This is a genomic window from Mesorhizobium sp. M0991 (assembly GCF_040318915.1).
Lineage (GTDB): Bacteria > Pseudomonadota > Alphaproteobacteria > Rhizobiales > Rhizobiaceae > Mesorhizobium.
The window spans coordinates 237,359-257,899 of sequence record NZ_JAMYNE010000006.1 but is presented as its reverse complement, the minus strand read 5'-3'; the positions used below and the strand labels follow the sequence as shown (position 1 = coordinate 257,899).

Annotated in this window: 23 protein-coding genes and 1 tRNA gene; 13 read left to right on the top strand and 11 right to left on the bottom strand. The window is 62.2% G+C overall.

The window, feature by feature from the left end; all coding sequences use genetic code 11:
* Positions 1-5: 5 nt before the first annotated feature.
* A complete protein-coding gene (locus tag NKH70_RS12345) occupies positions 6-857 on the bottom strand; it encodes an alpha/beta fold hydrolase (protein ID WP_352714325.1) in 852 nt (283 codons plus the stop codon).
* A gap of 97 nt (positions 858-954) precedes the next feature.
* Here NKH70_RS12345 and NKH70_RS12340 point away from each other — a divergent pair, with 97 nt between their 5' ends.
* From NKH70_RS12340 to NKH70_RS12330, 3 genes are all read left to right on the top strand, one after another.
* Entirely contained in the window at positions 955-1,479 is a 525-nt protein-coding gene (locus tag NKH70_RS12340; RefSeq protein WP_352910016.1) for a winged helix-turn-helix transcriptional regulator, read from the top strand.
* 76 nt (positions 1,480-1,555) lie between these two features.
* On the top strand, positions 1,556-1,786 hold the full coding sequence (locus tag NKH70_RS12335) for a hypothetical protein (RefSeq protein WP_023678501.1): 231 nt from the start codon (positions 1,556-1,558) through the stop codon (positions 1,784-1,786).
* A gap of 94 nt (positions 1,787-1,880) precedes the next feature.
* On the top strand, positions 1,881-2,312 hold the full coding sequence (locus tag NKH70_RS12330) for a GlcG/HbpS family heme-binding protein (RefSeq protein WP_352714321.1): 432 nt from the start codon (positions 1,881-1,883) through the stop codon (positions 2,310-2,312).
* 10 nt (positions 2,313-2,322) lie between these two features.
* Here NKH70_RS12330 and NKH70_RS12325 read toward each other — a convergent pair whose 3' ends face one another.
* The 3 genes from NKH70_RS12325 to NKH70_RS12315 form a co-directional block, all read right to left on the bottom strand.
* A complete protein-coding gene (locus NKH70_RS12325) occupies positions 2,323-2,724 on the bottom strand; it encodes a hypothetical protein (RefSeq protein WP_023720966.1) in 402 nt (133 codons plus the stop codon).
* 199 nt (positions 2,725-2,923) lie between these two features.
* Positions 2,924-3,106, bottom strand: a complete 183-nt coding sequence (rpmF, locus tag NKH70_RS12320) for a 50S ribosomal protein L32 (RefSeq protein WP_006203806.1) — start codon at positions 3,104-3,106, stop codon at positions 2,924-2,926.
* Between the two features lie 139 nt (positions 3,107-3,245).
* Entirely contained in the window at positions 3,246-4,004 is a 759-nt protein-coding gene (locus NKH70_RS12315) for a biosynthetic peptidoglycan transglycosylase (protein ID WP_352540340.1), read from the bottom strand.
* A gap of 80 nt (positions 4,005-4,084) precedes the next feature.
* Between NKH70_RS12315 and NKH70_RS12310 the strand changes: the two genes are divergently transcribed.
* On the top strand, positions 4,085-5,002 hold the full coding sequence (locus tag NKH70_RS12310; protein WP_352910021.1) for a polyprenyl synthetase family protein: 918 nt from the start codon (positions 4,085-4,087) through the stop codon (positions 5,000-5,002).
* 168 nt (positions 5,003-5,170) lie between these two features.
* On the opposite strand, the gene NKH70_RS12305 is transcribed toward NKH70_RS12310, so the two are convergent.
* The 3 genes from NKH70_RS12305 to tkt form a co-directional block, all read right to left on the bottom strand.
* Positions 5,171-7,060: a potassium/proton antiporter gene (locus tag NKH70_RS12305; RefSeq protein ID WP_352910024.1), complete on the bottom strand. Its 1,890-nt coding sequence runs from the start codon at positions 7,058-7,060 to the stop codon at positions 5,171-5,173.
* Between the two features lie 218 nt (positions 7,061-7,278).
* A complete protein-coding gene (gap, locus tag NKH70_RS12300; RefSeq protein WP_352910026.1) occupies positions 7,279-8,289 on the bottom strand; it encodes a type I glyceraldehyde-3-phosphate dehydrogenase in 1,011 nt (336 codons plus the stop codon).
* A gap of 158 nt (positions 8,290-8,447) precedes the next feature.
* Complete coding sequence (gene tkt / locus NKH70_RS12295; protein ID WP_352910028.1) at positions 8,448-10,439, bottom strand: transketolase; 1,992 nt, start codon at positions 10,437-10,439, stop codon at positions 8,448-8,450.
* A 260-nt stretch (positions 10,440-10,699) separates the two neighbouring features.
* On the opposite strand from tkt, the gene NKH70_RS12290 reads away from it, so the two are divergent.
* The 4 genes from NKH70_RS12290 (at position 10,700) to NKH70_RS12275 (ending at position 13,200) form a co-directional block, all read left to right on the top strand.
* Entirely contained in the window at positions 10,700-10,972 is a 273-nt protein-coding gene (locus tag NKH70_RS12290) for a DUF4164 domain-containing protein (protein WP_006200774.1), read from the top strand.
* A gap of 4 nt (positions 10,973-10,976) precedes the next feature.
* Entirely contained in the window at positions 10,977-11,342 is a 366-nt protein-coding gene (locus NKH70_RS12285; RefSeq protein WP_254816554.1) for a cell division protein ZapA, read from the top strand.
* 174 nt (positions 11,343-11,516) lie between these two features.
* On the top strand, positions 11,517-12,176 hold the full coding sequence (locus NKH70_RS12280) for a peroxiredoxin (RefSeq protein ID WP_023720958.1): 660 nt from the start codon (positions 11,517-11,519) through the stop codon (positions 12,174-12,176).
* A gap of 151 nt (positions 12,177-12,327) precedes the next feature.
* On the top strand, positions 12,328-13,200 hold the full coding sequence (locus NKH70_RS12275; RefSeq protein ID WP_352978988.1) for an MBL fold metallo-hydrolase: 873 nt from the start codon (positions 12,328-12,330) through the stop codon (positions 13,198-13,200).
* Positions 13,201-13,382: 182 nt separating this feature from the next.
* Here NKH70_RS12275 and NKH70_RS12270 read toward each other — a convergent pair whose 3' ends face one another.
* The 3 genes from NKH70_RS12270 to NKH70_RS12260 all read right to left on the bottom strand — a co-directional run bounded on the left by NKH70_RS12270 (position 13,383) and on the right by NKH70_RS12260 (position 16,476).
* Positions 13,383-13,898: a hypothetical protein gene (locus NKH70_RS12270; RefSeq protein ID WP_352910031.1), complete on the bottom strand. Its 516-nt coding sequence runs from the start codon at positions 13,896-13,898 to the stop codon at positions 13,383-13,385.
* Between the two features lie 438 nt (positions 13,899-14,336).
* Positions 14,337-15,248 (bottom strand): RNA polymerase sigma factor RpoH, encoded by a 912-nt coding sequence (gene rpoH / locus NKH70_RS12265; RefSeq protein ID WP_023720954.1) that lies wholly within the window; start codon positions 15,246-15,248, stop codon positions 14,337-14,339.
* 187 nt (positions 15,249-15,435) lie between these two features.
* Positions 15,436-16,476, bottom strand: a complete 1,041-nt coding sequence (locus tag NKH70_RS12260) for an RluA family pseudouridine synthase (RefSeq protein ID WP_352910033.1) — start codon at positions 16,474-16,476, stop codon at positions 15,436-15,438.
* A gap of 26 nt (positions 16,477-16,502) precedes the next feature.
* Here NKH70_RS12260 and NKH70_RS12255 point away from each other — a divergent pair, with 26 nt between their 5' ends.
* From NKH70_RS12255 to NKH70_RS12245, 3 genes are all read left to right on the top strand, one after another.
* Positions 16,503-16,886: a fimbrial protein gene (locus NKH70_RS12255; RefSeq protein ID WP_352978986.1), complete on the top strand. Its 384-nt coding sequence runs from the start codon at positions 16,503-16,505 to the stop codon at positions 16,884-16,886.
* Complete coding sequence (locus NKH70_RS12250) at positions 16,883-17,290, top strand: VOC family protein (protein WP_352910038.1); 408 nt, start codon at positions 16,883-16,885, stop codon at positions 17,288-17,290. The genes NKH70_RS12255 and NKH70_RS12250 overlap by 4 nt, the downstream gene beginning before the upstream one ends.
* Positions 17,291-17,380: 90 nt before the next feature.
* Positions 17,381-17,455, top strand: a tRNA-Glu gene (locus NKH70_RS12245).
* A gap of 443 nt (positions 17,456-17,898) precedes the next feature.
* Here NKH70_RS12245 and NKH70_RS12240 read toward each other — a convergent pair.
* Positions 17,899-18,966 (bottom strand): adenylate/guanylate cyclase domain-containing protein, encoded by a 1,068-nt coding sequence (locus NKH70_RS12240; RefSeq protein ID WP_352476187.1) that lies wholly within the window; start codon positions 18,964-18,966, stop codon positions 17,899-17,901.
* Positions 18,967-19,082: 116 nt separating this feature from the next.
* Between NKH70_RS12240 and NKH70_RS12235 the strand changes: the two genes are divergently transcribed.
* The gene (locus tag NKH70_RS12235) at positions 19,083-19,523 is read left to right on the top strand and encodes an SRPBCC family protein (RefSeq protein WP_023678521.1); all 441 of its coding nucleotides are present in this window, start codon (positions 19,083-19,085) and stop codon (positions 19,521-19,523) included.
* A 414-nt stretch (positions 19,524-19,937) separates the two neighbouring features.
* Positions 19,938-20,519: a VOC family protein gene (locus tag NKH70_RS12230; RefSeq protein ID WP_292655582.1), complete on the top strand. Its 582-nt coding sequence runs from the start codon at positions 19,938-19,940 to the stop codon at positions 20,517-20,519.
* Positions 20,520-20,541 lie beyond the last annotated feature (22 nt).

Genomic DNA, 20,541 nt, shown 5'->3' with positions numbered 1-20,541 from the left:
CGGCCCTATTTGGCCTGGCTGTGGGTGACGATGGCATCGATGATCGCGGCCCAGTCGTCGGGATGCAGCTCGTGGCCGCCGCCCTCGATCCGGAGCAGCCTTGCACCGGCGACCGCGTCGGCAAGAGCGGCGCCATGCTCGACTGGAAAGATGGGATCGTCGGTGCCGTGGATAACGAGGAGCGGGGTTTTCATGTCGCGCAGCCGACCCGTCCAGTCTTCGCCGCTCCCATCTTCGCCACTCTTGAGCATGAAATGATTGGTCGCACTTAGAAAACCGCCGGACCGGTCATAATCCTGTTCGACGAAAGCCCGCGTTCGCTGCTCGTCGAAAGAGTGCGCGGCACCGGTGAGCGCATGCGCGTCCTTGACGATGAAATCGACCACTTGGCCCCGGTCCGCCCAGTCGACCTTGGCGCCTTCGGCCGAATGTTTCCTATAGGCCTCGGTGGTTCCGGGCAGATGCGATGTGTCGATGCCCAGGGGCGAGCTGCTGATCACCGTCAGCGAAGTGACACGCGACGGATATTTCAACGCAACGAGCTGCGCGATCATGCCGCCCATCGACATGCCGACCACATGCGCCGTTCGGATTCCGTGGTCGTCAAGGACGTGGATGGCATCGTCCACCATGTCGTCGAATGTATAAGGCGGCTCGCCCGGCGCGTATTTGGTCGAACGACCGGTATCGCGATTGTCATAGCGGATCACGAAGCGACCCTCGCCGGCCAGCTTCCGGCAAAACGCTTCCGGCCACCAGAGCATGGAAGCCATGGCGCCCATGATCAACAATACCGCCGGATGGGCCGGATCGCCGAAGGTCTGGGATACGATTTCGGGGTGTTCGGCGTTTCTCATGGCCTTCCTCCTTGGGCTTCCAATCCGATTGCAATTTGCAATCAGTTGCACGATATTAAAACCGATACGATAATGCAACCGGTTTTTGGAGATTCGCATGAACATCGATCGTCGGTCCGGATGCCCCATCAACCTGTCGCTCGAAGTGTTCGGCGACCGGTGGAGCCTGATCATCCTTCGCGACATCATCTTCGGCGGCAGACGCCACTTTCGCGAACTGCTCAACGGCTCGATGGAGGGCATCGCCTCCAACATCCTCGCCGACCGGCTGAAGCGGCTGATGGGGCTCGGCATGCTGACCAAGGCGGATGATCCCTCCCACAAGCAGAAGGCGATCTACAGTCTGACCGAAATGGCGATCACGCTGGTGCCGATCCTGGCGCATCTCGGCGCCTGGGGCCGCGTCTGGCTGCCGGTCAGCGAAGAGCTCTCTATCCGTGCCGAACTTCTGGAAAAGGGCGGCCCGCCGATGTGGGATAAGTTCATGAACGAATTGCGCCACGAGCATCTGGGTGCGTCTCCTGCCCCATTCGAGCCCACCGTCCGCGCGACTTTGCAGGCCGGATACGATGCGGTGATCGCCCGCAACGCGCGGGGCATCGGCTGCGATCCGGTGCGATGACCAACTTATTTTCCCAATTGCGGGCTGGCTCTGCTATCAAGGGACTGAAGATAATTCACGGGATTGGATAACGCTCTTGGTCGAGAACTCTAAGGACACTGCCCGTGCGCGGGCCGATTTGCGTTTCAAGAAACAGGAAGAGGCAGCCACGGTTCGCCAGAAGGCGATGGCGGAATATGTCGCCGAGAGCGACGCTCGCCAGGCCAAGACCAACAAGCTGCGGGCGCTGCGCCTCGCCAAGGAAGCGGAAGACCTGGCCAATGCGCCTCCGGCCCCGGTGAAGAAGCCTCGCGCCAAGAAAAAATAAGCCGGCGCGCCCAGACGCATACTTCATTTCGCACGCCAAACAGTTCACTGGGATCTTTCTGCCGGTTGATAACTGGCGCGTTTAGGAGACCGCCATGACCGCACTGACGCTCGACAAAGCCCTTGAAATCATCGCCGCCGCCTTTGCCAAGGGTGCCGAGCTCAAGCTCAGGCCGCTTGGCGTCTCGGTGCTCGACGCCGGCGCCCATCTGGTCGCGTTCCAGCGTCAGGACGGCGCCTCGTTCCTGCGTCCGCAAATGTCGGCCGGCAAGGCCTATGGCGCGCTCGCTATCGGCATGGGCTCGCGCCGGGTCGAAGCTTTCGCCAAGGAGCGCCCGCATCTGATCGCCGGCATCTCCGACGTGTCGGGCGGGCGCGTCCTGCCGGTCGTCGGCGGCGTGCTGATCCGCGACGAGGCCGGCACGATCATCGGCGCCGTCGGCATTTCTGGCGACACGTCCGACAATGACGAAACGGCAGCCATCGCCGGCATCGAGGCGGCTGGCTTTAGCGCCGACCCGGGCTGAGCCGGGATCATTAATTCATGTTGATGTCGCGGCTGGCCGACCGCATCGACACCGAAAAGCCGGCCAGCACGTCGATCAGCGCTATGACCATCAGTGTGAAGAAAACGGAATGGGCGGCGCCCTTCACCAGCAGGAACTCAACCAGATAGGCCACAAAGACGAAGGTCGACAAAAGGTGGTCCATGATCGAGGCATTTGTCGTGCGCGTCGATTTCACCACTTCGACGAACAAGAAGATCAGTGCAATCAGCACGATGAGATCGCCGAGGGTCATCGAGAACACCCCACCCGACATCATCCGGACCGAAAACATTTCGGTCGCCCACGGATCGTCGCCGCTGCCGAATATTCCCAGAAGCCCGAGATTGTAGAGGATGAAAGGCACGATCAGCAGCGGGATGGCACCGAACATGTGGCGGCTCCGGTTGGACTGATCTTTGTAGAGTGCGCCCGGCGTTCGCCGTCAAGAATTTTCGTGTGGCCAGCAAACACGGACAAAGACGGCGTGAAACAACAATGCCAGGCCCGGCTGATACGATCAGTTGTCGCAAACGCAAAAAGACCGGCCAATGGCCGGTCGTTTCGCAACCCATAAACCGTCGAGAGCTCTCTCAGCTTTCCTTCGGCTCCAGAACCTGGCGACCGCGATACATGCCGGTCTTCAGGTCGATATGGTGCGGACGGCGCATCTCGCCGGAGTTCTTGTCCTCGACATAGGTCGGGGCCTTCAGTGCGTCGGCAGAACGGCGCATGCCGCGCTTCGACGGAGAGGTTTTTCGTTTCGGAACGGCCATGGATATGCTCCACTACATGGTCAAAACGCCCCGGCGGCCCTCGTGAAAGGGCCACATCAGGGGCCGGAATCTGAGAAAGTCGGCTGCCTATACACGCCCGATGGCGTTTTGGCCAGCGTCGCCGTGTTTTTTTTTGACACTATCGCAGGCAACCGACATAGGCGCCGGCGCGGCCTGCGCGCCGTTCGATCAACGCGGCAAGCCGCCTCAGTCCCGGCCCGGGCTTCGCCGGATTGCGCACGATCGGGTTCGGCAAGGTGACGGCAAGCAGCGCTGCCTGCCGGCGCGACAGCTGTTTTGCCGAGACGCCGAAATGATGCTGGGCGGCGGCCTCGATGCCGTAGATGCCCGGTCCCCATTCGGCGATGTTGAGGTAGATCTCCATGATCCGCCGTTTCGACAGCACCGCATCGAAATAGACGGCCAGCGGCAGTTCGACGACCTTACGGACCGAGCCCAACGGCCGCGACCATAGATAAAGGTTCTTTACCGTCTGCATGGTGATGGTCGAGGCGCCACGCGTCATCTCGCCGGCGAGCGCATCGTCGACGACGCCGCGCAACTCGCCCAGATCGACGCCGCGATGGAAACAGAACTGCCCATCCTCCGACATGATGACCGAATATGCCAGCACCGGCGCGACATCGTCGATGGAAACCCAGCGCCGATCGTAGCCGGAAAACGTCGCCAGGTCCTTCAGCATCAATGTCGACACGGGATGCACGAATGACGGCAGGTATAGGAAGGTCAGCACCACCGGCACCAGCGCCAGCACGACGGCGACGGCGATGCCGCGCCGGACCCAGCGTTGAAGACCGATGCGGCTGCCGCGTCTCGGTCTCGCCATGTCCAACCCTTCGGTTTCGTGATCGACGATCGGTTCCGCCAAGCCACCCAGTCCGCGCTACTCCCTGCCCCCCGGCATAATGGCGCTTGGCTTCTTGCGCAACGTCTGAGTGTCGGCTACCGCTCCCGACCATGACGAAAGACGACCAAATGGCGTTCGAAGCTGCACTTATTGCCCGGGCAGTTCCGCTCGAGGCGCTGCTGAGGCGGTTGCTCGACGGACGGACGCTTTCAGGCGAGGTCGCGCGGCCCGAACGCCTGATGGCGGCCATGCGACATGGCGTGCTGAACGGCGGCAAACGACTGCGTCCCTTCCTGGTCATGGAAAGTGCTGCACTGTTTTCAGCCGACGGCGAGGCAGCGCTGCGCGTCGCGGCGGCGCTCGAATGCGTGCACTGCTATTCGCTCATCCATGACGATCTGCCGGCCATGGACGACGACGATTTGCGCCGCGGCCAGCCGACCGTACACAGGGCTTTCGATGAGGCGACTGCCATTCTTGCGGGCGACGCCTTGCTGACGCTTGCCTTCGACATCCTTGCCGACGAGGCGACAATGCTGCCGGCCGAGCGCAGGGCAGCGCTGGTGCTGGCACTGGCCCGCGCCGCCGGGGCGGGAAGCATGGTCGGCGGCCAGATGCTCGATCTCGAGGCCGAACAAGGCCGGCCGGACGAGGCCGGCATCATCCGGCTTCAGGCGATGAAAACCGGTGCGCTGATCCGCTTTGCCTGCGAAGCGGGAGCCATCCTTGCCGGCGCGCCGTCGGGCGACCGCGAAAGGCTGGCCGAATTTGGTTCGGCGATCGGGCTTGCTTTTCAACTTGCCGACGATCTGCTCGACCTGACCGCCGACGCGCATCAGATGGGCAAGGCGACCGGCAAGGATGCCGCGGCCGGCAAGGCGACGCTGGTCGCGCTGCACGGACCGGGCTGGGCGCGGGACCAGCTCCATGGCCTCGTCGACCAGGCTCATGCGCTGCTCGAGCCTTTTGGCGAACAAGCCGCGCTTCTGAAACAAGCGGCGGAGTTCGTCGCGGCCCGCAACAATTAAAGCGCCCCTATGGCGCGCCGGAGAATTGGCGACTGATAGGCCGGATGCCCTCGCAGCCGACCGATCGGGATCCTTTCCGGCGATGTCGGACCACATGGGCCCGCCACGCCAGTTGCCGAGCCATTCTTCAGCCTCGCGGCAGGGTTCCGCGGCTCGGGTGGACAGCGGTCAGCCTTCGCCAGCTGTCTTTTCCACCACGGGCTGCGGGACCGGTTCCATCTCGGCCGCCGCCTCGACAGCCTGCGCTTCAGCCGGCTTACGCCGGTTGCGGATGAACGCGGCGATGCGGTCGCGGATTTCACCGGCGCTGAGGAATACCGGAACGCGCGCCACCGGCGCGGTCGGCTCAAAGGACAGGCCAAGGCCGGTGATCCTGCCCTTGTCGTCGACGTCGCGGACGATCAGCTCGATCGGACCGAGCAGCACGCGGTCAGCGTATTCGGCGTGGCCGCCGAGCCGCGTAGTGACCAGGTCGCCAATGCTGAGCTTGCGTTCCGCTTCGGTCAGGCCCGGCGCATAGGCGGTCTCCAGTTCCTCGGCGGAGCGTGACGGATCGACGGCGAAGGCGCCGAAGAAGTCCGCATCCTCGGGATCGACCACGGCACGGCTGGCGAACAGTTTGTCGAGCAGGCGCGGATAGCGGTCTGGCACGAAGATGTAGACATGGTCGCCGGCCGCCAGCCGGCCCATGTCCTGGAAGCGCATCGAGCGTCCGTCGCGCAACACAAGCGACGGCCGCGCCCAGCGCGGAATGCGTTCGCCGCGCGCCACCGGGCTGCCGGGTGCCACGCGGTAGGCGAGAAGCTCATGATGGGCGGAGCCCGGCAGCTCCAATTCGACCTTGTCGAGCGGTCCCAGGCGGGCCGGCACGATAAGGCCGAGGCGGCGCGCCAGCGGGCCGACGGTCCATCCCTGGATGATCAGCGAGACCAGCACGATGATGAAGGCGGTGTTGAAGATGAGGCGGCCGTTCTCAAGGCCGCCGAGCAGCGGCGTGATGGCAAGCAGGATCGACACGGCGCCACGCAGGCCGACCCATGAGACGAAGGCGACTTCCGGGCGTGGCAGCCGAAATGGCACCAGGCACAGCCAGACCGCGATTGGCCGTGCCACAAATATCAGGAACAGGCCGAGCAGCACTGCCGGCACCAGGATCGCCGGAAATTGCGAAGGCGTCGCGAACAGGCCGAGGATCAGGAACATGATGATCTGCGCCAGCCACGACATGCCGTCCTGGAAGCGCTTGAGGATGGTGACGGCCCGGATATCGGAATTGCCGGCAATCAGGCCTGCGAGATAGACCGCCAGGAAGCCGGAGCCGCCGACGGCGCCGGCGGCAGCGAACACCATCAGCGACAGCGTCAGCACGAAGATCGGCAGCAGGCCGTGATCGAGATTGAGGCGATCGACAAGGCGCACGATGGCCATGCCGCCGAGAATGCCGATGACCGCGCCGAGCCCCATGTTGACAAGGAAGCCGACGGCAAGATCGGTGACCAGCACCTTGGCCTCGGGGTGGGTGTTGGCGGCGATGACCTCGACCAGCGTGATGGTCAGGAAGATGGCGATCGGGTCATTGGTGCCGGATTCCACCTCGAGCGTCGACCGCACGCGCTCGCGCAAATTGATCTCGCCGGCGCGCAGCAGGAAGAACACCGCCGCGGCGTCGGTCGAGGCGACGGCGGCACCGAGCAGGAAGGATTCCAGCCAGGTCAGGTCGAGCAGATAATAGGCGGCGGCGCCGAACAGGCCGGTGGTCAAAAGGACACCGAAGGTCGCCAGCGACAGCGCCGGCCCGGCCGCCTGCCGCAAGGCGTTGAGCGGCGTGCCGAAGCCGGAATCGAAAAGGATGACCGCCAGCGCCAATGAGCCGGCAAAATAAGCAACTCGAGCATTGTCGAAATGGATGCCGAGACCGTCGGTTCCGGTGGCGAGGCCGATGCAGAGAAACAGCAGCAGGAGAGGGGCGCCGAAACGGAAGGCGATCAGGCTCGAAAACGCGGCAGCAACGACAAGAGCTGCGCCAACGAGCGTCACCAGATAGATACCATGCTCCATTCGTTGGTCGCCCCTAGTCGATATGCTCCGGCATCACGGGAGAGTGGGGCGAAGACATGGCCGCTGCAAGGCAGCAGCGTGGCTTTTTGCCCCACGCTGCCGATCGTCGAAAGTTTTGGCATCCCCGAGCGGCGGAGCGTGCCTCGGCGGTTGGTGCTGCAACGAAAAACGCCCGGACTGAGCCGGGCGTCTTCCAGGTCGAGAAGATGGTTCTGCGATCAGGCGATGGTCTTGCCGAAGGCGACGGCGGTATCGCCCATGCGGTTGGAGAAGCCCCACTCATTGTCGTACCACGACAGCACCGAAACGAAGTTGCCGTCCATGACCTTGGTCTGGTCGAGCGCCACGATCGAGGAATGCGGATCGTGGTTGAAGTCGATCGAAACATTGGGGTGACGGGTAATGGCGAGGATGCCCTTCAGCTTGCCGTTCGAGGCAGTGATCACCGCGTCGTTGATTTCCTGGACGGTGGTCGGCCGCTTGGCGATGAACTTGAAATCGACGAGCGAGACGTTCGGGGTCGGCACGCGGATGGAGATGCCGTCGAGCTTGCCCTTGAGCTCGGGCAGTACCAGGCCGATGGCCTTGGCAGCACCGGTCGAGGTCGGAATCTGCGACAGCGCGGCGGCGCGGGCGCGGTAGAGGTCCTTGTGCATGGTGTCCAGCGTCGGCTGGTCGCCGGTGTAGGAATGGATCGTCGTCATCATGCCCTTCTCGATGCCGACCGCCTCATTCAGCACGGCCGCCAGCGGCGCCAGGCAGTTGGTGGTGCAGGAGGCGTTCGAGATGACGATGTGGTCCTTGGTCAGCTTGTCGTGGTTGATGCCATAGACGACGGTGAGATCGGCGCCCTCTGCCGGAGCGGAGACGAGAACGCGCTTGGCACCGGCGGTCAGATGGGCGACGGCCTTGTCGCGGGCGGTGAAGATACCGGTGCATTCGAGCGCGATGTCGATGCCGAGCTCCTTCCACGGCAGTTGCGTCGGATCCTTGATCGCGGTGACTTTGAATTTTTCCTTGCCGACGATGATCTGGTCGCCGTCAACCGTCACCTCGTGCGGAAAGCGGCCATGCACGCTGTCGAAGCGCAGCAGATGCGCGTTGGTCTCGACCGGGCCGAGATCGTTGACCGCGACGACGTCGATATCCTTGCGGCCGGATTCATGGATGGCGCGCAGGATGTTGCGGCCGATGCGGCCGAATCCGTTGATGGCAACTCTGACGGTCATTGTTCTCTCCCTGGGAGTTGGAGGCCGAAGATCAAGTCCGCAGCTTCATAACGGCGGACGGGCAAAGAATCCAGCCGCCGAGGCTTGGATTTAAATCGATTAGTGCCCCGCCGCCCGGCAAAACCGCTATGCCAGCCTTTGCCGGGCGGGGCTCACTTTCATTTGCCGTGCAGACGGGCTTCCGCCGCCTTCACCGTTGCTTCGGCCGTGATGCCGAAATGCGGGTAGAGCTGTTCGATGGTGCCGGAGGCACCGAAGCCGGTCATGCCGACAAAGATGCCGTCGGTTCCGATGAAGTGATCCCAGCCCTGACGGATGCCGGCTTCGATGGCAATCTTGAGCGGCGCATTGCCGATCGTCCTGCTGCGATAGTCGGCGCTCTGCTTGTCGAACAATTCGAAGCACGGCACCGAGACGACGCGGGTCGCGTGGCCGTGCTTTTCCAAGGCCTCGCGGGCGGCCAGCGCGATCTCCACCTCGGAGCCCGAAGCGAAGATCGTCACAGCCGCCTCGCCACTGGCGGCGGCAAGTTCATAGGCACCGCGGCTGGAGAGGTTTTCCGCAACGAAGTCGTTGCGTACCGTCGGCAGGTTCTGCCGGGTCAGCGCCAATGTCGAAGGCGTCTTTTCCGATTCAATGGCCAACTGCCAGCATTCCGCGGTTTCCACCGCGTCAGCCGGGCGGAAGACATTGTGGTTTGGAATGGCGCGAAGTGCTGCCAGATGTTCGACTGGCTGATGGGTCGGGCCGTCTTCGCCAAGGCCGATGGAATCATGGGTCATGACGAAGATCGAGCGGATGCCCATCAGCGAAGCAAGCCGCATCGCCGGACGGGCATAATCGGAAAAGCACATGAAGGTGCCGCCATAGGCGATAATGCCGCCATGCAATGTCAGCCCGTTGAGCGCGGCCGCCATGCCGTGCTCGCGAACGCCGTAATGGACGTAGCGCTGGCCGTAATCGTCGGCAGTGATGTTCTTGGTCTGGCTGGTCTTGGTGTTGTTGGAGCCGGTCAAATCGGCCGAGCCGCCGATGGTTTCGGGCACGGCGCCGTTGATGACCTCCAGCGCCATTTCCGATGACTTACGGGTGGCGACCTTCGGCTGGTCGGCCGCGAGCTTCTTCTTGTAATCGCCAATGACAGCGTCGAAGTTGGCCGGCAACGTGCCGCTGATGCGACGTTCAAACTCTGCGCGCAATTGGGCGTCGGCCTTGGCAAGGCGGCTTTCCCAGTCGGTGCGCGCCTTGACGCCGGTCCGCCCGGCGGTACGCCATGCGTCAAGGATATCGGCCGGAACCTCGAACGGCGGATAATCCCAGCCGAAGAATTTTCTGGCGCCAGCGATTTCCTCGGCGCCGAGCGGCGAGCCATGCGCCTTGTTGGTGCCTGCCTTGGTCGGCGCGCCGAAGCCGATCGTCGTCTTGCAGGCGATCATCGTCGGCTTGTCGGAGTGGCGGGCCGCCTCGATGGCATAGGCGATCGCTTCCGGGTCCTGGCCGTCGATATGGCTGGCGTTCCAGCCGGACGCCTGGAAGCGGGCGACCTGATCGGTGTTGTCGGCCAGCGACACTGGGCCGTCGATCGAGATGTTGTTGTTGTCCCAGAAGACGATCAGCTTGTTCAGCTTCAGATGTCCGGCAAGCGCAATGGCTTCCTGGGATACGCCTTCCATCAGGCAGCCGTCACCGGCCAGCACATAGGTGTAGTGGTCGACGAGGTCGTTGCCGAAAGCGGCATTCATGATGCGCTCGCCGAGCGCGAAGCCGACCGAGTTGGCAAGGCCTTGGCCGAGTGGGCCGGTCGTCGTCTCGATGCCGGCGGCATGGCCGTATTCCGGGTGGCCCGCCGTCCTCGACCCCAATTGGCGGAACTGCTTGATCTGGTCGATGGTGATGTCTTCGTAGCCGGTCAGATAGAGCAGCGAGTAAAGCAGCATCGAGCCGTGGCCGGCCGACAGGATAAAGCGGTCGCGGTCCGGCCAATGCGGGTTCTTCGGATCGTATTTGAGAAAGCGGGTGAACAGCACCGTGGCGATGTCGGCGCAGCCCATGGGCAGCCCGGGGTGGCCGGAATTTGCCTTCTCGACGGCGTCCATGGCGAGAAAACGGATCGCATTGGCCATCCGGTCATGTTGTTCGCGCGAGGTCATGCTTCCTCCAAAATGGGGGTTTGGGCCTTGGGAGAGCCCTTGAAAAGGGTGCGCGACACATAGCAGGCGCGGCCTTTTAGTCAACAAATCGGTGTGCTTTTGCCGGTCTTGTGATGGCCATGCAGCACTTACATTAGTGTTAGCAGGGGACAGTCGCGACAGCTTTATTGACGGGCGGTTCACACGGCGCGTAATGTTTCAGGGATAACGCGTTCTGAACGTGGATGATTCGGTGATGGGCAGGGCGCAGGACGAAAGCCATGACCGGGGAAACGACCCTCAAGGAAGTCATTGCCAGGCTGGGTAAGGCCATCGAAGGGCTGGAAAACGCCGTCGCGGCCAAGCTCGAGCACGAGCGGGACTATTCGGAAGCCGAGGCCGAAGTGCAGCGGATGAACGCCGACCGCTCGCGGCTGGCGCAGGAGCTCGACAATTCCGAGGCCCGCGCCGAACGGCTGGAAGATGCCAACAAGGAAGTGTCGCGAAGGCTGGTTACAGCTATGGAAACCATCCGCGCGGTACTGGACAGGTAGGCCAATGGCACAAGTCACGGTTTCCATCGACGGCAAGCAGTATCGGATGGCCTGCGACGAGGGCCAGGAAGAGCATCTGATCGATCTTGCCGAGCGCTTCGACCGCTATGTCTCGCATCTGAAGGATTCTTTTGGCGAGATCGGCGACCAGCGGCTGACCGTGATGGCCGGCATCATGGTCATGGACGAGCTTTCAGAACTGCAAAAGCGGGTCAAGGGCATGGAAAGCGAAGTGCTGACGCTGCGCAAGACGCGCGACGATGCACTGACCAAGGCCGACAAGAACGATTCCGTGCTGACCGGGGCGCTTGGCGCGCTGGCCCAGCGCATGGAAGACCTGGCGACGACGCTGGCAGTGAACAAGGCCTGAGCCAGCGCAGCGAAGATTCCTGCTGCATTTGCCGAGAAGCAATGAAAATATTTCGCCGCCGGCCTTGATGCCGGCGCAACAGCCGTTTGAAGGATGACGCCGGAGTGGTAGAAAGGCAAAAGCAGCGCCGGTCAACGCCGGCTGCGATCTGCACTCACAAGGTAGGGACACGCCATGAGCCTTCGTATCAACGACATCGCACCGGACTTCACCGCTGAGACCACGCAAGGACCGATCAGCTTCCATGAATGGATCGGCGACGGCTGGGCGGTATTGTTCAGCCATCCGAAGAACTTTACGCCGGTTTGCACGACCGAACTCGGCACGATGGCCGGGCTCGAAGGCGAGTTCAGGAAGCGTAACGTCAAGATCATCGGCATCTCGGTCGATCCCGTCGAAAGCCACGGAAAATGGCAGAACGATATCAAGACCGCGACCGGTCATTCGGTGAACTACCCGCTGATCGGCGATAAGGATCTCAAGGTCGCCAAGCTCTACGAGATGCTGCCGGCGGGTGCCGGCGAGAGCTCGGAAGGCCGCACGCCCGCGGACAATGCCACGGTGCGTTCGGTCTACGTCATCGGGCCCGACAAGAAGATCAAGCTGGTTCTCACCTATCCGATGACGACCGGCCGCAACTTCGACGAAATCCTGCGCGCCATCGATTCCATGCAGCTGACCGCCAAGCACCAGGTGGCGACGCCGGCGAACTGGAAGCAGGGCGAGGACGTCATCATCACCGCTGCCGTCTCGAATGAGGATGCCATCAAGCGCTTCGGCGCCTATGAGACGATCCTGCCATATCTCAGGAAAACCAAGCAGCCTTCTGCCTGAGCAGGCAGAGGCGGCACAGAGAATTTTTGGTTTTCCTGGCCGTGTGAGCATGGGGTGCTTGACGATGCCTGGTTGACGGACAACCATGCCTTTAATTTGCCGTGGCAGAGAAAATCCTTCCTGCCGTGGTGAGGGGCGAAGGAGGCTGGGATTGGACGCATTATCGGCCAGGTCGCAGGTCACCGGCTTCTATGACAAGCCGAGCGGGTCCGTCCAGTATGTGGTCGCCGACATGGCGACCCGCAAATGCGCCATCATCGATCCGGTGCTCGACTTCGACGAAAGGTCCGGTGCAACGGCAACGAAAAACGCCGACGCCCTGCTCGACTTCGTCAGGGAAAGCGGGCTGGAGGTCGAGTGGGTCCTCGACACGCATCCGCATGCCGATCATTTCTCCGCCGCCCATTATCTGAGGGGGAGAACCGGAGCGCCGACGGCAATCGGCGAAAAGGTCATCGACGTCCAGAAATTGTGGAAGGTGATCTACAACTGGCCGGAATTCCCCGCCGACGGTTCGCAATGGGACAGGCTGTTCGCCGACAGCGCAACTTTTTCGGTCGGCGGCCTTCCGGCAAGAGTGCTGTTTTCGCCGGGCCACACACTGGCCTCGATAACTTACGTCATCGGCGACGCCGCCTTCATCCACGACACGCTGTTCATGCCGGACAGCGGCACCGCAAGGACAGACTTTCCCGGCGGCAGCGCCGAGCGGCTCTGGCACTCGATCCAGGATATTCTGGCACTGCCGGACGAGACACGTCTGTTCGTCGGTCACGACTACCAGCCGGGTGACCGCGAAGCGCGCTGGGAAAGCACGGTCGCGGAGCAGAAAGCCGGCAACATCCATGTTGCCGGCTGCAAGACGGAAGCCGACTTCGTCGCGCTCCGCCAAGCCCGCGACAGGACGTTGCCGATGCCGCGGCTGATCCTGCACGCGCTGCAGGTCAATATGAATGGCGGACGCCTGCCGGAACCGGAATCCAACGGGCGGCGCTATCTGAAATTTCCGCTCGATTGCCTGTGAGGAGATGGGTCGCTGGCACTACAATGCCATTCAAACTCGGCGCCGCCCTCATCGTTCCGAGATGGTCATCCAAGTTATTGATCCTGATTCGATTTTTGCGATGTGTGCCTCCGATAGGTAACTTACGAGGATAAGGTGCGGCAGCCGAATGAGGAGCGGCGCGGATGCCAGCCAGTCCTGCGTCAGGGTTTTGTTCGGCGGGCCAAATGTTCATACGTGATTTGCCAAGGATCGCTCTCGGAAGATCTCTCCTCGCCGATCCAATGGAAGCTGTTGGCAGCGATCTCAGTGAAACGCCATCGAGTTTTCAGACCGCGCGAGTCATTGCCGAGCTGGACAATGTCCTTACCCTCGGCCCGGCCGATCTGGCGCGAGTGATCCCGGTTGAGCGGGTCGTTCCATATGATGTGCCAGCCATCGATCCCAGGGTCGAAGATGCGCAAGGTCGTGCCATACATCGTCGACGGCGCAGGGCGCTTGGGCCTGATCCAAACGTCCTGAATCGCGCGGCCTTCGAGCACCCAGCCAAAATGGCATTCGCCATCCCATTTTTGGATTGTGCCGTCGTCGAGGTAGTGGACCGAGTCCATTTCCCAGCTTCCAATTAGCCATCCATACAGGGCCATGTCTTTCGCTCGGTCGGCTGGCGGACCTTCGGATACGAGAGCGGTCAGAAACGCAGAAATCGTCATCGTCATACTGCCTTTCGTTTTCAATAGACGAGCTCAACTGCCCGGCGCAGCCCCGGCGGACCGTTGTCGCACCCGCCTGCCGCAAGCGCCGGGTTGTGGAATGCCGCGGTCGGCGCCGGAACATTGTCGCCACAGCTTGCAGCGTTGCGGTTTCCAGGGCTTGGGGAAAATTGCGATAATGCCGCTATCAATGAGATCGTCTGCACACGCCATGGCAAGGCTACTGAGCAGTTATGGCGGCGCATAGGACATCCGCGAAGGCGCCGCGGAACCGGCAACCGCTGATGCATGTCGCGCAAAAGTGTGCAGCGGTTTTGCGATATCGACATGCCTAAAACAAGAAACTAAAGCGCGTCGCACAAGGCCGGTCGAACGCGGCGCGCTAGAACAAAACGGCGGCGCCAGTTACCTGACGCCGCCGTTATTTGTTTCTCTTGGAACGCCTTATGCCGCCGGCTGCGCCTCGATGGTGCGCAGCGCCTGCATCTGGCGCTTGGCTGCGGCCTTGACCGCGTCCTGCACCTTCTCGAAGGCGCGCACCTCGATCTGGCGCACGCGCTCGCGGCTGATATCGAACTCGGCCGACAGCTCTTCCAGCGTCAACGGCTCATCGGCGAGGCGGCGCGCCTCGAAGATGCGGCGTTCGCGGTCGTTGAGCACAGCAAGAGCGCCGGACAGCATGCCGCGCCGGTTTTCCAGCTCGTCCTGCTCAATCAGCATCTCTTCCTGGCTTTCGTGGTCGTCGACCAGCCAGTCCTGCCATTCGCCGGATTCGCCTTCGCTGGCCCGGATGGGCGCATTGAGCGAGGCGTCGCCCGACAGACGGCGGTTCATCGACACGACTTCCGCTTCTGAGACGTTCAGCCGGGTGGCGATCTCGGTGATCTGATCGGGCTTCAAATCGCCTTCGTCGAGCGCCTGGATCTTGCCCTTCACCTTGCGCAGGTTGAAGAACAGGCGCTTCTGGTTGGCGGTGGTGCCCATCTTGACCAGGCTCCACGAGCGCAGGATGTATTCCTGGATCGAGGCCTTGATCCACCACATCGCATAGGTGGCGAGACGGAAGCCGCGCTCCGGTTCGAATTTCTTGACGGCCTGCATCAGGCCGACATTGCCTTCCGAGATCACCTCGCCGATCGGCAGCCCATAGCCGCGATAGCCCATGGCGATCTTGGCGACGAGCCGAAGGTGGCTGGTGACGAGCTTGTGCGCAGCCGTGGTGTCCTCATGCTCGGCGTAGCGCTTGGCGAGCATGTACTCTTCCTGCGGCTGAAGCATCGGAAAGCGGCGGATTTCTTCCAGGTAGCGGCTGAGACCGCCTTCGCCGGAAACGATACTGGGTAATGACTGGGCCATGATAGCGCCCCCTCTCTATTGGAGTGATGCCCCCGAAACGCGGCGGGCATGTGGCGCGAATGCCAAAGGCACATTCGCGCCAACCGACATATATAGGAACAAAACCAGAAAGACAGGCATTTGTTCAACACGAAACAGTGTGTCACGTTGAAGTGAACAACGCCGGTCAGGTTTTCGGGTGGTTGGTTCAGAGCTTGCGGAAGCCGTCGACGAGTTCCTCCATGTCCCACGGTATCGGTGCTTCGAACCTCATCGTTAAATGGGTATCCGGATGCCGAAATGCAAGGAGGCGGGCGTGCAAAGCTTGTCGCGGAAACGCCTTTACCTTGCTCCTTAGCGGCTCGGGCAACCGATTGGCCTTGGTGCGGAAAGCCTGGCCGTATTCGGGATCGCCAATCACCGGATGGCCGATATGAGCCATGTGGACGCGTATCTGGTGGGTGCGGCCGGTTTCCAACCGGCATTCGACCAAGCTCGCCGTGGCGAATTCCTGCTGCTGCTCGCCAAAGCGCTCGACGACGGTGAAATGCGTTATGGCATGGCGGGCATCGTCGCGGCCTTGCGGTACCACGGCGCGGCGTACCCGGTCGGCGGCGCGGCCGAGCGGCGCGTCGACCGTCCCGGTCGGCCTCGCCGGTATGCCCCAGACCAACGCCAGATAGGCCCGCTCGAGATCGCCGGTCAGGCCGTGGTCGGCAAAGGCCTCCGACAACGCCTTGTGGGCGCGATCGGTCTTGGCGACGACCATGACGCCGCTGGTCTCCTTATCGAGGCGATGGACGATGCCCGGCCGTCTCACCCCGCCGATGCCCGACAGGCTGTCGCCGCAATGATGGATCAGCGCGTTGACCAGCGTGCCGGTCCAGTTGCCGGCGCCGGGATGCACGACCAGCCCGGCCGGTTTGTTGATGACGATCAGCGCGCTGTCCTCGTAGAGGACGTCCAGCGCAATTTCTTCGCCTTGCGGCTCCGCCGGTTCCGGCTCCGGCATATCGACCGACACGCTGTCACCTTGTGCCATCTTGCGCTTCGTCTCGTCGACCTGCCTGCCGCCGATCCTGACCGCGCCCTGCCTTATCAGCATCTGCACGCGGCTGCGCGACATGTCGGGGCCGAGCCTGGCCGCAAGCCATTGGTCGAGCCGCTGGCCGGCCGCATCGGCGCCCGCCTCCAGCACGATCGGTCCGGCCCCTATTAATTGTCTGGCCTCTTCGTTATGAGCGCTCATCGAAAACAGTTCCGGAATCTGCTGCCATGGCCCGGCCGCTTGCCGACGAAGACGAGGAAAAGCCGCTCGACCCCGAGGTCGAAAAGGTGCGGAGGAAGCTCGTCCACTTCGTCGCCATAAATCTCGGCCTGCTGTTCCTCGCCCTTATGGTGGTGATCGCGGCGCTTGTCTACAAAGCGCGCAACGCGCCGCCTGTCAGCCCTCCGCTGAGCAGCGACATCCAGGTGCCGGCAGGCGAGCCAGTCAACGGCGACATCGTGCTGCCGGTCGGCGCCAGGGTGATCAGTCAATCGCTCTCCGGCAATCACCTCTCGATCGACGCCGAGCTGGCCGACGGCAGCCGCGCCATCTTCGTCTATGACATCACCGAGCGCCGCATCATCGGCCGTTTTTCGATCAGGAACAAATGACCGGTTTTGCCGAACACCGCAGCATTGCCACCGTCGCGCTTATCGTCGCAAATTATGACGAGGCGATCTCGTGGTATGTCGACCGGCTGGGCTTTGTCCTCACCGAAGATGTCGATCTTGGCGGCGGCAAACGCTGGGTCACGATCACGCCGGGCAACGGGCAGGGCGAGCGGCTGCTTCTCGCCGAGGCGTCCGGCGATGCGCAAAGGCACGCCGTCGGCAACCAGACCGGCGGGCGAGTCTTTTTGTTCCTCGAAACCGACGATTTTGCCCGTGACCATGCGCTGATGCTCGAAAAGGGCGTCGAATTCCGTGAGGCGCCCCGGCACGAGACCTATGGCACTGTGGCGGTTTTCGCTGATCTCTATGGCAATCTCTGGGACCTGATCGAGTCAAAACGCTAGGCTTGCAGCGGATATTTCACCGGCGTGACAGGCTGCCTTAAGCCTAGTTGCTTTTTGCCAGCCGTCAGCCTATATCGCCGGTTCTTGAACGCGCCCATCGTCTAGCGGTCAGGACACCGCCCTCTCACGGCGGGAACAGGGGTTCGATTCCCCTTGGGCGTACCAAGTCTCTCCAAGCTCTCGGCAAACCATCAATCCGATCCATCGCCTTGGGTCGCGGCGGGTTTGGCTCATTGCCGCTCCTGGCGCAGCGGAGGGCAGTCGATGCCACGCGGGGAGGAGCCAGAGACAGAAACTACAATCGCAAGGCGTCCATCACGCTGGTCGGCACTGCCTGGAGCCGACCTGAGCTACAGCTGCCGGCGGCGGATCGTTTTGGCGAGCTCGGCGAAGGCGCCTCTCCCTCGAAGGGTGGATGCCGGGAATACTCGGCCCTTAGCACCGGCCAGCGAAGCTGCGCGCGACGCGCATGGCTGGGCTCTAAACGCGCCATACTCCAGTTGCAGTATTGTAGCTTCTTTGCCGTTCGAATTTCTCTCAGTCATGGCTTCGCACGATACCAAGATATGCTGCGAACGACACATCCACGGCGCGCTCAATCATTCGATCTATTCCGGCAAGCCGAAAAGTGTTTGCGCGCCTGCTATTCCTCCGAGCGGATGACTGCCCATGGCGATCATCGGCTCGGTAGTTTCTGCCTCGAACACTGTCGACGCGAGCACCGTCCGTCCCAACGGCTTGCACAGCCCTTCGATGCGGCTGACAAGATTTACAGCCTTGCCGATCGCGGTGAAGTCCAACCTGCCGGCAGTGCCGATATTCCCCCAGAGTATCTCGCCGACATGCAGACCAATGCCATATCCGAGCTCAGGGCCGCCATTGCGGCGCCGAGTTTGGTTGAGATGATCTATCCCGGCGCGCGTGGCCTTCACGGCGCGTACCGCAGCGTCACATGCGGCATTTGCATCGCGCTCGCCAATCGGGAAAATCGCGAGGACGCCATCACCTATAAACTTGAGAACCTCACCACCAAATGCGTGCACCGCGCCGGCGACGCAATCGAACCAGGCATCAAGTACCAATACGATCTCGTCTGCATCATGAACCTCGGATAGATCGGTGAAACCTCGAAGGTCCGCGCACAGAAGCGCAGCCCGTATCGTCTCTCCCTTTACTCGACGAGAATGACCGTTGAGCACATGTGCTGCACTGCGCTTTCCCAAATATGCTTCGAGCAATGCGCGTTTCGCGGACCGTTCTGCGAGTGCGGTCATCGGAGCCGCAGCAAACCGGGAGATTTGCCGCAGCAGCTCTGACTGCGCCTCATCTGGAGTATGATCGAACGCCCACACCAAAGTCGGTGCGACACCGCCCGCTCGCTCGTCGAACACGATCGCCCGCGTCGTGCCAAGCCACTCCCGCAGCACGAGCCGGGGATCGGCATTCTGGCGGTCGGCGCCTATCCCCAAAGCCTCGACCACTTCACCCCCAGGCGCTCGCCAGAGCCAGATGCGGCGTGAAATGATCGGGTCGGGAGCGTCCTGCGCCAGCGCGCCGGCGATGATCGGCAAGCCGTCTTCCATCAAATGCGTTGAGAGCTGCAATAGAAGTCGCCCACCGTCGCCAATATGCGCGGCGTCGTCCAGAAGGAATGAAAGCGAGTTTGCGAGAAGCATCGGTAGAAGGTCACTCGGCACCGGCTTATGCTTACGCCTCGAACATCTTCTTGCAACTCCCCACATTCGCTTCAATCATGCACGGCATTCGGAGTGGATGTGACCTGGAGTGAGCGATGGCGGAATCGGTTTACACAGAGATTGAGGTCGCCGCGCCACAAGCGACCGTGTTCGCGCTTTTGACGGATCCGGACCAGATCGTGCGATGGATCGGGACCGAAGCGAATTTGGATGCATCGCCGGGCGGTCTGTTCCTCGTCAATGTCGGTGGTCGCCATATGGCGCGCGGTGAGTTCACCGAGGTGATCCCGGTCCACCGTCTTGCCTACAGTTTTGGTTGGGAAGACAACGAGACCGTGCCGCCCGGCTCCAGCCATGTCGAGATCGACCTGATCGCGAGGGATGCGGGGACACTGATCCGCTTCACGCACAGCGGACTGCCGAACGCAAAGGAGCGTGACAGCCACCGAAGGGGATGGGAGCACTACCTCTCAAGGCTGAAGATCACTGCCGATGGGGGACATGTCGATCCCGACGTGCCGATGAAGAATATGTGATTTTCATCTAAGGGCCGCGGATGCTCGTAATCCGAACCAGGCGCGGCATGCGTCAACGAGGCCCCTTTGACCTGCCGTCGCCAAACCGGCCGCTCGGGAAACCCAGCGACCTGCGGGCTACCGCACCATTACAGCTGCCGGCGACGGATCGTTTCGGCGAGCTCGGCGAAGGCGTCCGCGATCCCGGTGCCGCTCTTGGTGCCTGCGTGGAGTTCTTGAAACTCAGCGCTTCTGGCGCAACGCCTCGGATTGAATTAGCATCCGTTCATCAAAGCTCCGGCCGCACTCCTGCAGGATGCGGAATGCGGAGCGCAGGCGAGGCCGGGCGTGGTCACATGCCGGGCGCTGATCCAAGCGCGACTGGGCATCCGAACTTCCGTTCGGCGGCAAGACGGCGTGGCCGGGAGGAAGGCAATGCAAAAACTGCAATCGCAAGGCGTCCATCACATCACGCTGGTCGGCGCCGGGCGCCAGACTTCCATCGATTTCTGGGAAGGCGTGCTCGGCATGCCCTTCATCTTCGAGCAGCCCAATCTCGACAAAGCCAGCGAAAGCCATCTCTATTTCGATCCGGGCGACGGCCGGCTGATCACCGTCTTCACCGACGAAAGCCGCACGCCGGTCAAGCGGCGCACGCCGACCGATACGGGCTGCGTCCATCACATCGCGTTTGCGGTGTCGCGCGTCACCTTTTTGCAGGCGGTCGCCCGGCTCGACGAGCGCGCCATCAAGCACAGCGGCGTCAAGGATCGCGGCTTCATGGACTCGATCTATTTCGAGGATCCGCTCGGCCTGCTGATTGAGCTCGCCTCCTACCGTTTCGAGCCGCCGGCGGGCTTCACCCATGCCGACGTGCTGATGCAGGCGCACAAGATCCGCCTCGCGCGCGGCGACTACAACATCGCCGAAGTGCACCTTGCCGATGCGATCCAAGCGCTTGTCGAGCGCTCGCGCGCAACCTTGTCGGAGGATCGCGCACCGAAAAATCCATACTGACGACACGCCAAACAAAGGGAGG

Excerpts from the sequence above, each read along its gene's own strand:
- NKH70_RS12345 (WP_352714325.1), bottom strand. The coding sequence starts at position 857 with ATGAGAAACGCCGAACACCCCGAAATCGTATCCCAGACCTTCGGCGAT.
- NKH70_RS12340 (WP_352910016.1), top strand. The coding sequence starts at position 955 with ATGAACATCGATCGTCGGTCCGGATGCCCCATCAACCTGTCGCTCGAA.
- NKH70_RS12330 (WP_352714321.1), top strand. The coding sequence starts at position 1,881 with ATGACCGCACTGACGCTCGACAAAGCCCTTGAAATCATCGCCGCCGCC.
- NKH70_RS12325 (WP_023720966.1), bottom strand. The coding sequence starts at position 2,724 with ATGTTCGGTGCCATCCCGCTGCTGATCGTGCCTTTCATCCTCTACAAT.
- rpmF (WP_006203806.1), bottom strand. The coding sequence starts at position 3,106 with ATGGCCGTTCCGAAACGAAAAACCTCTCCGTCGAAGCGCGGCATGCGC.
- NKH70_RS12310 (WP_352910021.1), top strand. The coding sequence starts at position 4,085 with ATGACGAAAGACGACCAAATGGCGTTCGAAGCTGCACTTATTGCCCGG.
- NKH70_RS12305 (WP_352910024.1), bottom strand. The coding sequence starts at position 7,060 with ATGGAGCATGGTATCTATCTGGTGACGCTCGTTGGCGCAGCTCTTGTC.
- gap (WP_352910026.1), bottom strand. The coding sequence starts at position 8,289 with ATGACCGTCAGAGTTGCCATCAACGGATTCGGCCGCATCGGCCGCAAC.
- tkt (WP_352910028.1), bottom strand. The coding sequence starts at position 10,439 with ATGACCTCGCGCGAACAACATGACCGGATGGCCAATGCGATCCGTTTT.
- NKH70_RS12290 (WP_006200774.1), top strand. The coding sequence starts at position 10,700 with ATGACCGGGGAAACGACCCTCAAGGAAGTCATTGCCAGGCTGGGTAAG.
- NKH70_RS12285 (WP_254816554.1), top strand. The coding sequence starts at position 10,977 with ATGGCACAAGTCACGGTTTCCATCGACGGCAAGCAGTATCGGATGGCC.
- NKH70_RS12280 (WP_023720958.1), top strand. The coding sequence starts at position 11,517 with ATGAGCCTTCGTATCAACGACATCGCACCGGACTTCACCGCTGAGACC.
- NKH70_RS12270 (WP_352910031.1), bottom strand. The coding sequence starts at position 13,898 with ATGACGATGACGATTTCTGCGTTTCTGACCGCTCTCGTATCCGAAGGT.
- rpoH (WP_023720954.1), bottom strand. The coding sequence starts at position 15,248 with ATGGCCCAGTCATTACCCAGTATCGTTTCCGGCGAAGGCGGTCTCAGC.
- NKH70_RS12260 (WP_352910033.1), bottom strand. The coding sequence starts at position 16,476 with ATGAGCGCTCATAACGAAGAGGCCAGACAATTAATAGGGGCCGGACCG.
- NKH70_RS12255 (WP_352978986.1), top strand. The coding sequence starts at position 16,503 with ATGGCCCGGCCGCTTGCCGACGAAGACGAGGAAAAGCCGCTCGACCCC.
- NKH70_RS12250 (WP_352910038.1), top strand. The coding sequence starts at position 16,883 with ATGACCGGTTTTGCCGAACACCGCAGCATTGCCACCGTCGCGCTTATC.
- NKH70_RS12240 (WP_352476187.1), bottom strand. The coding sequence starts at position 18,966 with ATGCTTCTCGCAAACTCGCTTTCATTCCTTCTGGACGACGCCGCGCAT.
- NKH70_RS12235 (WP_023678521.1), top strand. The coding sequence starts at position 19,083 with ATGGCGGAATCGGTTTACACAGAGATTGAGGTCGCCGCGCCACAAGCG.
- NKH70_RS12230 (WP_292655582.1), top strand. The coding sequence starts at position 19,938 with ATGCAAAAACTGCAATCGCAAGGCGTCCATCACATCACGCTGGTCGGC.